The following is an 11,073-nucleotide window of genomic DNA, read 5'->3' on the forward strand; positions in this document are numbered from 1 at the left end:
GTAGGACGTTGCCGGGCAGCTAAAGATCAACCAGTTTAAGGTTGGTCTTTTTTTGTGGTATAGGAAATTATAAAAATTTTAAGTGTGGATAATTTGAAAGTTTATCTGACTGGTGAAAAGCTGCTCCTTTATATATTTCAAGTTTCGATCGATCTAAATTTTTATTCATCCTTAAACAATGAAAAAAAAGAACCCGAATAGAGTTCTTCAACTTTTTATATTATATTTTTCAGTATCATCTTCATCATACTCTTTATACAAATCACTATTAGAAAACCAATTAATACTCTTTGAGAATATATTGCTCATTCCTTACGGATTTGTTGATGTAATCTTGCTTGTTCTTCTCAAAGAATAAAGGTTTATCTTTAAATAAGGATTAACCCAACAGTAATAAAGTATTAACAATGAATTAAGTTATGCTAAATTGGCTTGTAAGAATATTCAATTTATCCATCTTTTTGTCCTGAAACTTCTTTCTTCTTCTTTTCTAAAGAAGATATAAAAGTAATTAGTGAAATGAATGCTCCCATAAAACCACTAAGCAATCCACTAATACCATTTCCTACAGCGTTCCCAATCTCCGAACTAGGAAAAGGAACAACATAATAATTCATCACAAAGCTGACTATGAGACCCATAATGCCACTCAATACTCCGTTTTTAAGTGCTATTTGCGTTTTCACCTTTTATCCTCCTAAAATAATTGCTGTACCAATAAGAATAGTACTGGAATTGTTATATCAATGCCAAAAGCTACACTGATGATCTGAACTAATGAAGAGTGAACACTCCTAGATTAAGGCAACATAGGATGGTACAATCCAAAGGTTTCTATATGTGCCAATAATATTATGAGCATTTTTACATTAAAGGTGAAAAAATACTGTACCAATATGGAGTGTTCCCTCTACAACGGTCATGTCTCGTTTCGCAAATATTTATTCCTAAAATCCAATCAACAGCAAATCATACTAATTTTTATTTTTCTCGTTCGTATACGATGGCTCCATCTACCATTGTCATATCAACCTGAGCATATTTTATTTCCATTGGATCAATAGCGAATAAATTCCGATCAAGAACAATGATATCAGCCAGTTTACCAGGTTCGAGTGTACCAAGTTGTGAATCAAATGTTACTGCATATGCAGCATCTCGCGTATGTGCAATAAGCGCTTCGGAAAGTGTAATCGCATGTTCCTTATAAACTCCCTCTGCAGTCTCACCTAAATACGGAGTAGAACGAGTAACCGCTCCATGAATGCTCAAGATTGGGTTCGGAGAAAAGGACGCAGGAAAATCTGTACTTAAAGCGAGTTTCGCTCCAGCTTCGAGAATTTCTCTGAAGGGCCAAGTGAAAGATGTCCTTTCGTCACCAAGGCATACATTATATGCACCTGTGCTTAATCCTAAGAAAGTATGCTGCGGCTGAACGCTTGCCAGAACATTTAAACGGGCCATGCGCATAATATCCTTCTCTTTAATTGTTTCAGCATGCTCAATCGAATGATGCAAACCTTTTGCTCCAAGTACTTTCTGTGCATTTTCGTAGGCATTAAGGGCTACTGTAACCGCTTTATCGCCAATAGTGTGTAATTTAACTGCAAAACCTTCGCGCTCAGCTGCAAGCACAAATTCATTGATTTCTTCCTGCGTCCATGTTAATGTGCCATAGCAGTCTGGTTCATCTGCATAAGGTTCACTGAGACATGCTGTGTGCACCTCAACTACTCCATCCAAGAACTGCTTAAGTCCAGCTATCCTCAAACGGTCAGAATGATAGTGTTTGTCTAATTTTTTTGCATCATCCAGTTTTGTAATATCAGGAAACATGCTGATACGGCAAGTGAGATCGCCTTCTGTTTCAATTTCATGCATTGTTTTATGAGCATTGATCACGCTAGGATGTACGTCTGTTGCAGCTGTTATTCCTAACTTTCGGAAATTACTAAGACAATTTAATAACGATGATTTAATCGAACATTCGTTGAACATCAAATCATTCAGAGGGGAAATTGCTTCAAATTCAGAAAGAATGCCATTTGGCTCACCATTTTCATCATGACCTATTTCTCCACTTTTAGGCTGTGGTGTATTGCGTGTAATACCAGCCTTATCAAGTGCAATACTATTGCACCAGACCGTATGGCAATCGAATGTGTTGAGGAAAACAGGCCTGTCAAGTCCAAGCGCATCAAGTGTTTTCTTCGATGGCAATTGTGGATTATCCCACATTGGAAGGTACCATCCCCATCCAAAGATCCATTGATTATCGGGGTTTTCCTTTGCAAATTTTGCCACAAGTTCAACGCATTCTTCCTCACTCTTACAGTCTATTAAGTTTATACAAAAGTTTGGATCAGTTTGAACAGCCCCTTGTGGAAAATGCATATGCGCATCGTTAAATCCTGGCATAAGCAATTTATCCCCAAAATCAATTATTTGTGTATTTTCTCCACAAAGTTCATTTAACTCTTCCATTCGACCTATAGCAACAATTCGGTTGTCTTTGACAGCTACGGCTCCTGAAATAGGTTCTTTTTCTGTTGCAGTAAAAATTGTATTACTTTTAAGAATATAATTTACATCGTTCATTTGTATCCCTCCATAATATGTTTTTACTTTTCCAACATTGAGAGTTCTTCATAATTACGGTAAAATCGTTAAATCTTTTTTGAAGCAAGTTTTTCTAAGCAGGAGTCTTTTCAGCTGTCGATGTTGCAGGTTTTCCCTTTCGTCCAAGTTCAGGAATAAAAAAGTAACAGATGACTGCTAAAAGGAAAATAACACTCTCAATTCCAAGATTAAGTGCATAATTATCTTTAACTATTGAAGAAATGACAATTGGGATGAAATATGACATAAGCAATGAAACAGTACCAAGGATTCCCCCCGCACTTCCTGCATATTTATCTCCAATTTCAGGCAACAGAAATGGTAATGCCTGCGTGGTTGGTCCTTGGACCGCAGTAAAGAAGCCGTTTAGTATTAGGACAATCCACATCACTATTCCGGCTGGGGAATACCAATTATAGAACATAATCGCTGCTCCGATTATGGTAGTAACAATTAAGAATGGTTTATATTTTCCTAGTTTATTGCAGACGATAGGACCTATAATTGATCCCAAAAAACTGCCGACAGTAATGATAGCTGCCATAGTTCCGGCTAAAGAGGCATTCACTCCATGTGCAAAAGTAAGAGCCTGTGGTAAAATACCTGCATAAGCGGTACTTGATGCAAGACCAAAGCCAGCAGCTATAGAGATGATCCATGTATTTTTACTTTTTGCTGTATGCTTTAAATACTTAACAACAGGTTCAGGCTTAGGCAGAGACATTCCTTCTGGACAATCCTTAACGAAAGCTATCCAGAGTACACTTCCTATAAGCAAAGCGACAGAAGAAGCTATATATGCGGAATTAACCGATGGGAACAAAGTGCCTGTCATTTGTGAAACAACGATGCCCATGCAAGCTGCAGCAAAGAAATAACCTATTGCTTTTTCTGTTTCCTCCTGGAACCATATACCTAAAATCTTAATGAGGTTTGCATTAAGAATAGAAATGAATATGCCACAGGCCAGTAGCATCAACATCATAAGTGCAAAATTGGTAGCAATGATACGTCCAAAAGCTCCAATGACGGAAATAATACAGCCAACACTAACAACTTTTTTAGCTCCGATACGGTCTCCAAGTGCACCACTGGGGATGCTAAAAAAAACAGCTACAAGCATTGGAGCTAAAAGCAGGCTTGAAAACTCTGCAGTTGAAAGATTAAGAGCAGGCATGATTACATATGCAAGAGCAGAGATCTGAAATTGGATGTAATTACTGATAAAGGCTAATAGGCAGACAATAGCCACTATAACGAAACGATAAGCAGGAAGTTTCTTCATATTACTTTCACCTCTTAAATTATTTACATTTGAGATCAAATGATGAAATGCTTCAATCTTTCAATCCTTCATTAATTTGGAAAGTAATAATAGGATTTTCTGTGCAAAGTTTGTTTAAACTAAATATCATTTTCCTCTCCTTTCAAATTCTTCTAAACCCTCTTACTTTCCAAACTGCAATTGAAATATAACAAAATCGTAAAATACAAACCATCAACTTTAGGTATAAAATGTTATAATCCTAGGTATGAAAATCCTATAACTTTAGATAGAGTTTTCATAAAGTGGCTAAAACATGGGTTTTATCATTACAATTTTTTAAAAAAAGGGTACAATAAGATTTAATGAAAGCGGTTAATTTTTTGATGTATACACGACAGAAAGGGGAAATATATGATGGAAAGTTTGCTGTTTATTTATGCATATGATGTCGTTTTTTTGCTTCTTTATATGTATGTTTTCTGTTCGTGTCTATACATTCATAAGGTCACGAAGAATAGGATTTTTAAATTGCTTCAGGCACTTTTTGGTGTGTTTATCGCTGAGTCAATATTTTGTTTTGTTATTGATCCCGGTTTCGTGCCCTTTAGTTACTCAGGGAATCATCATGCTGAATATTACTTGTACTATATCTTACCTGAGACAATACTTTTTGGAATATCTGCCTACTTATACGTACTTATCATGTTTGAGCTGCTGCAAAAGAAGCCTCGTATTCGTGGATTTATTCCGGTAATTGCGGCATTACTAATTATCTGGTGTACACAATTCATCCCTTCTTTTTCGATTGCTAACTTGTTATTTAATGCAGCGCGCTCGTTTTGCATTTTATTGATTTGCTTGATTTATTTCTATTACATGCATCAAATTAAGAAATCTCCGGAAGAATATAAATTGATTTGCGCATATAAAAATAGCATTTGGTTTGTTTTTTTTAGTATGTGTGTCGCCTTTATGGCAGACACAATATTTGCTAATTGGTTCTCATTATTTTATCAACATTATCTTCCTACCTTTCAGAGAATAAATATATTTGTAGATCTATACTCAGTTATACTTTCATTCATCGTTATCTGGTACTGTCAGCGGATTAATTATGCATATAAGAGTCATTTTATACAAGAAGTATGTACAGATTCGTCTCATGACAGCTCCACACTGCAGGAGTCCAATCAGTCCTACTTGAATAATCAGTTAGAAATGCTAACAAGTAAGTATGGAATTACTAAACGTGAGAAGGAGGTTCTCCAGTTTGTTCTGAGGGGGGCAAGTAACCAGGAAATTGCTGATGAACTATGTATCACCATCGGTACCGTTAAAACACATATTCATAACATTTACCAGAAGCTAAATATTACGAAGCGTAGCCAGCTAATGGGGAATATAATGTTAATGCCTAAAGAATAGGATATAAAACACAATCTCTTGTTTGAATCATATTGCCAAGGAGATACTACTTAAATTGTAGATCTCCTTGGTGATTTTTTTTGATTATTCGTCTGTGAAATTTTCACAAAAGGATAAATGTGACCTTCATCTTGAAGACCATACTCGATTTTTCTGTTATTTCATGTGTAGTATATCTAATTGTGATAATTCTCTAATTTTATATATTCTTCCGCTAGATTTAAAAAGGCAAGTGCTGGATCTGATAAGGTTTCTGCCTTTAGATAAGCGATAACGACATTATTTTTATACGGAGGGGTGCCAATCGTATAAAAATTAGATTTAGTAGGCAAGTTATTTTCCTTTATACTATCCGGTATAATTGTTAATCCGATGCCACTATTTGATAATTTAAAGGCATTTTCAACATTCAACGTTTCTAATAATATTTCTGGGAAAAAATGATACATCTTAAAAATTTCATCTGTCACTTGCCTTAATCCAAGTGAGGGGTGTAATAAAATAAATGATTCTTTATTGAGCGTTTGATAATTAAAGGGAAAAGGAGTAATCTTTGTTTGTTTTTCGTTGTATAATCTATGTCCATTCGGAATCACGAGTAACATTGTTTCTTGATATAATTTTTTAAAAGAAATCGATGAATTTGTAACAGGATACTTTGCGGGTAATAAAGTTAAAGAAATATCGACTTTTCTTTGTTCTAATAATAATTCAATTCCTTTAGCTGATTCCTCAACTAATTCAATTTTGATTCCAGGGTATGCTGACATATATTTTGGCAGTAATTTATGAAGGGTTTGGGAACCTAATATTGAATTAATTCCCAATCTTAAACGTCCTTTTTTCTTTTGCGAAATGGCTTGCATTTCTCTCTCTAAATCTAAATATAATAATTCCGCACGATTTAAATAGTCTAAAAAACGTTCCCCTGCGTAAGTAAGTGTAATAGGTGATTGATCACGATTAATTAATTTTACTCCAAATTCCTCTTCAGCCTCTTTCACTTTTCGGCTTAAATATGGCTGCGAAATGAATAATGCTTTCGCAGCTTGAGAGATATTCCCATATTGAATAATGGATTTTAAATAAGAAGATAGTATATTTTTTTTCATAGATATTCCCCTTTAGTTATGATTACTATAACTTTTTAATTATACATAACTCTCTTCAATTATGCATATTTTTCACAAAAATATTCGTATTGTTCGAAATTTGTAGGCGTTTTTTATTGTTTTATCCATTTTACATTACTAAATCATTATAAGAGGAATGTATATATAAGTATTTTTCAGAAATAGGGAACCATGAAATAATTAGCTTGTAAGAAAATTATAACAGGAATTAGTCGACGATTTTTGTTAAAAGAATAGATCTCAAGATTGGTTCATTTTAATAGTAGGTAGGAGGTTCAATATGAACAAGGTCGTTTCTCTTGAAGAAGCATTGTCAGTCGTTAAGAATGGCCAAGTTATTATGGTAGGTGGGTTTGCCGGTACAGGTTCAGCAGAAAAAATTATTGATGGTTTAGTTGAAAAGGGGATAAAAAACTTAACTCTCATATGCAATGATACCGGCTTAGTCGATCAGGGTGTAGGAAAAATGATAGTAAATAAACAATTTAAAAAGGTTATTGTTTCTCATATCGGAACAAATCCAGAAACAGGCAGACAATTACAAGAAGGAGAGCTTGAAGTCGAGTTAGTCCCACAAGGTACATTAGTTGAAAGAATTAGATCAGGAGGCTATGGACTAGGCGGAGTATTAACAAAAACAGGCCTAGGGACATTAATTGAGGAAGGTAAACAAAAAGTCGTAGTAGATGGTGAAGAATATTTACTCGAAAAACCTTTAAAAGCCGATGTTGCCATCATCTTCGCTGATAAGGCTGATAAAATGGGTAATCTTGTTTACCATGGTTCAAAGAAAAGTCATTCCCCATTAATGGCTTCTGCTGCTGAAACTACGATTGTACAAGTAAATGAAGTCGTTGAAATTGGTGAACTTAATCCGGATGCTATCGAAACGCAATGCATATTTGTCGATTATGTTATTGAAGGAGGATATTAAATGGATAAATTACAAATGAAAACAATTATTGCGAAACGTATAGCGGATGAATTAAAAGATAATAGTTTCGTTAATTTGGGTGTGGGCCTCCCAACTATGGTTGCTGAATTTGTTGCACCCGAAAGAAATATTCTTTTGCAAGGGGAAAATGGAATCATTGGTATTGGCAGGGATCCTAAACCAGGTGAGGAATTTGATCCGGATATCTTAAGTTCTTCCGGTTATCCTGCAACAGCAGTACCCGGTGCATCTTACTTTGACAGTGCTACTTCATTTGGAATGATTCGCGGCGGCCATGTAGATGTAACTGTATTAGGAACAATGCAAGTTGATGAGTTAGGAAATATCGCAAACTATCAAATACCTGGAAAAAGAGTAACCGGTATGGGTGGAGCAATGGATTTATGTGTTGGTTCAAAAAAAGTAATTGTTGCTACATTCCATACAAATGGAGGAAGCCCGAAAATCTTATCTAGATGCTCTTTACCACTAACAGCAAAAAATTGTGTCAATGTAATTGTCACCGAAATGGGAGTAATGGACGTTACTTCAGAAGGAATTGTCCTAAGAGAGTATAATCCAATTTTCACGATTGATGAAATTCAAGCTGCAACGGGAGCAAAACTAATTATTCCAAAAAATATAAAAGAAATGAATAGACCAATTGAAGAAAACAATTTAGTAGTTTAATCATTCGAAATACAAAAAACGCTTACAATTGACAACATGCAAATTAGGAAAGGTAGATGGTTTTTAATGAGTAGGATCGTGATTACAAGTGCAGCAAGAACGCCTGTTGGAGCATTTCTAGGAGGTTTGAAAACAGTTCCGGTTCAAGAATTAGCTGCTAGAGCGATTGAAGAGGCAATAAAAAGATCAAAAATAGATCAAGAGCTTGTAGATGAAGTAATCCTTGGTCATGTCATTTCATCAGCCGATGCAGGAAACTTAGGTCGATTGGCTGCTTTAAAAGCAGGTTTACGTTATGAATCAACTGGAATGACAGTAAATCGAATTTGTGGTTCAGGAATACAAGCGGTAGTTTCTGCTACACAAGAACTATTATTTATGAAAGATAAAGAAATAATCGTTGCAGGTGGGGCAGAGTGTCTTTCACGTATTCCTTACTACCTGCCATTAAGTGCCCGTTATGAAGGATTTAGGATGGGACATGGATTACTGATTGATTCCGATAAACAGCATCACGAAAATTCTCAGCCACATGATTTATTTCCAGATATCCATCATATGGGAGATACTGCGGAAAATGTTGTCGCGAAATATGAATTAACCCGTGAGGAACAAGATGAATTTGCTTATCATAGCCAAATGAAAGCCAAAAAAGCGATGGAGAGCGGACGCTTGGCTGAAGAAATTTTCCCGGTAGAAATAAAGGGAAAAAAAGGTGCTGTCACAATTGTCGATACCGATGAACACCCAAGACCTGATACAACATTAGAAGCTTTAGCAAAATTAAAACCCGCTTTTAAGATGTACGGATCTGTTACACCAGGAAATTCTTCAGGCGTAAATGACGGAGCAGCGGCCATGGTCCTAATGAAAGAAGAAAAAGCAGAAGAATTGGGATTAAGACCAATGGCATATGTAGTAGATTATTCAATCGTTGGAGTAGATCCTGCATTAATGGGATTAGGACCTGTTCCAGCCATTCAAAAGTTACTGGCTCAAAATAACTTAACCTTAGAAGATATTGATCTATTAGAAATTAACGAAGCATTTGCAGGACAAACGTTAGGGTGTTTAAAAGAACTAGGTAATTATCCTGGGACACCACTTTATGAAAGATTAAATGTTAATGGTGGAGCGGTTGCCCTAGGACATCCATTAGGAATGAGCGGCGCTCGAATAATTACGACTCTATGCTATGAATTTAAACATCGCCCAAAAGCACGTTATGCAATTGCCAGTGCATGCATTGGCGGAGGACAAGGAATTGCTATTTTGTTAGAAAATTATCAAAGCTGATAAAACGAGGAGGGAGGAGAGACTGATAGATGGCAAAGGTAATTGCAATAAATGCCGGTAGTTCTTCTGTGAAGTTTCAATTATTTGAAATGCCCACGGAAGAAGTTATGGCAAAAGGATTAATTGAAAGAATTGGTTTGAATGAATCTTTTTTTACGATTACATTTGGCAGCCAAAAAATAAAGGAGACAATGGATATTCCAGACCATGAAGTAGCTGTAAAATTGCTTTTGGATAAACTGACTGCATTAGGAATTATTAATTCTCTTCATGAAATAAATGGTATAGGTCATCGTATCGTACATGGTGGAGAAGCATTCAATGACGCGGTTCTTATAACAGACGAAGTATTAAAAGAAATAGAAGATTTATCTGAATTAGCTCCATTGCATAACCCAGCACATGTGACTGGAATTAAAGCTTTTCGACAAGTGCTGCCAGATGTTCCGGCAGTGGCTGTGTTTGATACGGCTTTCCACCAAACAATGCCCGAAAGTTCATATTTATATAGTCTTCCTTATGAATATTATGAAAAATATCATGTTCGTAAGTATGGCTTCCATGGAACCTCTCATAGATATGTATCAGAACGTGCTGCAGAATTACTGGGACGTCCGCTAGAACGATTAAAACTGATCTCCTGCCATTTAGGAAATGGAGCTAGCATTGCTGCCATTATGGGGGGGAAATCAATTGATACCTCAATGGGCTTTACCCCACTTGCAGGGGTAACTATGGGAACTCGTTCAGGAAATATCGACCCAGCTCTGATTCCATTTATAATGGAGAGAACCGGAAAGACTGCTGATGAGGTCCTTGATGTTTTAAATAAAGAGAGCGGGATGTTAGGAGTTTCCGGGTTTTCAAGTGATCTAAGGGATATTGTTGATCAAGCCGGCCAAGGAAATGGTCGAGCTGAGCTGGCATTAGAAGTTTTTGCGAATCGAATTCATAAATACATTGGTTCTTATGCTGCGCGCATGTACGGAGTAGATGCGATTATTTTTACCGCTGGTATAGGCGAAAATAGCGATGTGGTGAGGGGGAAAATATTAAAAGGCCTTGAATTTATGGGAGTATATTGGGATCCCTCTCTCAACAAAGTAAGAGGGGAAGAAGCATTCGTAAATTATCCGCACTCACCTGTTAAGGTAATTATTATTCCTACGAATGAAGAAGTTATGATTGCACGCGACGTCATTCGTTTTGCTCACATTAATTCAGAAGAAACGTTGTATTGTTTTGGTTAATCATTCCAAATGATCAACTTAATATTTAATAACAACGGGGGAAGCTAGCGAGCTTCCCTTTCCTTTAGCCTACAACATATGATTTTAGTTTAGCCATGCAGAAATACGGCAGCAAGATATATTTATAAATGATTGACTTATGTAAAACATTCTAGTAATATATATTTCTGTCGCTAAATTGAAATTAGAGAGATTAACAGAAAACATTTTCTTTATAAAAATAGTGTTGCTATTTTTAAATGTTCCTGTTATGATAATAAATGTCGCTGATTTTAGTGGTGATTAATTTTTAAAAAGTTATTGACACCTTGATGATGAGATGATATATTGTTATTCTGTCTCATAAATTGATCTTTGAAAACTAAACAAACAAAAACGTCAACAAACAATATTATTCGTGTTTCTTCTATTATATAGAGAACACGAGCCAACGTAACATTCGAGCTAATCACTCTTTTT

The 11,073-nt window shown here is 35.8% G+C and carries 10 protein-coding genes; 5 read left to right on the forward strand and 5 right to left on the reverse strand.

Annotated elements, in window-relative coordinates; all coding sequences use genetic code 11:
* Window positions 1-449: 449 nt before the first annotated feature.
* The 3 genes from V7083_RS12215 to V7083_RS12225 all read right to left on the reverse strand — a co-directional run bounded on the left by V7083_RS12215 (window position 450) and on the right by V7083_RS12225 (window position 3,904).
* The gene (locus V7083_RS12215; RefSeq protein ID WP_335478050.1) at window positions 450-686 is read right to left on the reverse strand and encodes a hypothetical protein; all 237 of its coding nucleotides are present in this window, start codon (window positions 684-686) and stop codon (window positions 450-452) included.
* Window positions 687-981: 295 nt separating this feature from the next.
* A complete protein-coding gene (locus V7083_RS12220) occupies window positions 982-2,598 on the reverse strand; it encodes an amidohydrolase (RefSeq protein WP_335478052.1) in 1,617 nt (538 codons plus the stop codon).
* A gap of 94 nt (window positions 2,599-2,692) precedes the next feature.
* Window positions 2,693-3,904, reverse strand: coding sequence for an MFS transporter (locus tag V7083_RS12225; RefSeq protein WP_335478054.1), 1,212 nt, complete (start codon window positions 3,902-3,904; stop codon window positions 2,693-2,695).
* A 396-nt stretch (window positions 3,905-4,300) separates the two neighbouring features.
* Between V7083_RS12225 and V7083_RS12230 the strand changes: the two genes are divergently transcribed.
* Window positions 4,301-5,311, forward strand: a complete 1,011-nt coding sequence (locus V7083_RS12230; RefSeq protein WP_335478056.1) for a LuxR C-terminal-related transcriptional regulator — start codon at window positions 4,301-4,303, stop codon at window positions 5,309-5,311.
* A 176-nt stretch (window positions 5,312-5,487) separates the two neighbouring features.
* On the opposite strand, the gene V7083_RS12235 is transcribed toward V7083_RS12230, so the two are convergent.
* Window positions 5,488-6,423, reverse strand: coding sequence for a LysR family transcriptional regulator (locus V7083_RS12235; RefSeq protein ID WP_335478058.1), 936 nt, complete (start codon window positions 6,421-6,423; stop codon window positions 5,488-5,490).
* A gap of 301 nt (window positions 6,424-6,724) precedes the next feature.
* Here V7083_RS12235 and V7083_RS12240 point away from each other — a divergent pair, with 301 nt between their 5' ends.
* The 4 genes from V7083_RS12240 to V7083_RS12255 all read left to right on the forward strand — a co-directional run bounded on the left by V7083_RS12240 (window position 6,725) and on the right by V7083_RS12255 (window position 10,614).
* Window positions 6,725-7,378, forward strand: coding sequence for a CoA transferase subunit A (locus V7083_RS12240; protein ID WP_335478060.1), 654 nt, complete (start codon window positions 6,725-6,727; stop codon window positions 7,376-7,378).
* Window positions 7,379-8,068, forward strand: coding sequence for a 3-oxoacid CoA-transferase subunit B (locus V7083_RS12245; RefSeq protein ID WP_335478062.1), 690 nt, complete (start codon window positions 7,379-7,381; stop codon window positions 8,066-8,068). It begins immediately after the preceding gene.
* 66 nt (window positions 8,069-8,134) lie between these two features.
* Entirely contained in the window at window positions 8,135-9,364 is a 1,230-nt protein-coding gene (locus V7083_RS12250) for a thiolase family protein (protein ID WP_335478064.1), read from the forward strand.
* Between the two features lie 29 nt (window positions 9,365-9,393).
* Window positions 9,394-10,614 (forward strand): acetate kinase, encoded by a 1,221-nt coding sequence (locus V7083_RS12255; RefSeq protein WP_335478066.1) that lies wholly within the window; start codon window positions 9,394-9,396, stop codon window positions 10,612-10,614.
* A 272-nt stretch (window positions 10,615-10,886) separates the two neighbouring features.
* On the opposite strand, the gene V7083_RS12260 is transcribed toward V7083_RS12255, so the two are convergent.
* Window positions 10,887-11,073: hypothetical protein (locus tag V7083_RS12260; protein WP_335478068.1), on the reverse strand; the 187-nt coding region annotated here is incomplete at its 5' end.

The organism is Bacillus sp. JJ1764, from assembly GCF_036962145.1.
GTDB lineage: Bacteria > Bacillota > Bacilli > Bacillales > Cytobacillaceae > Neobacillus.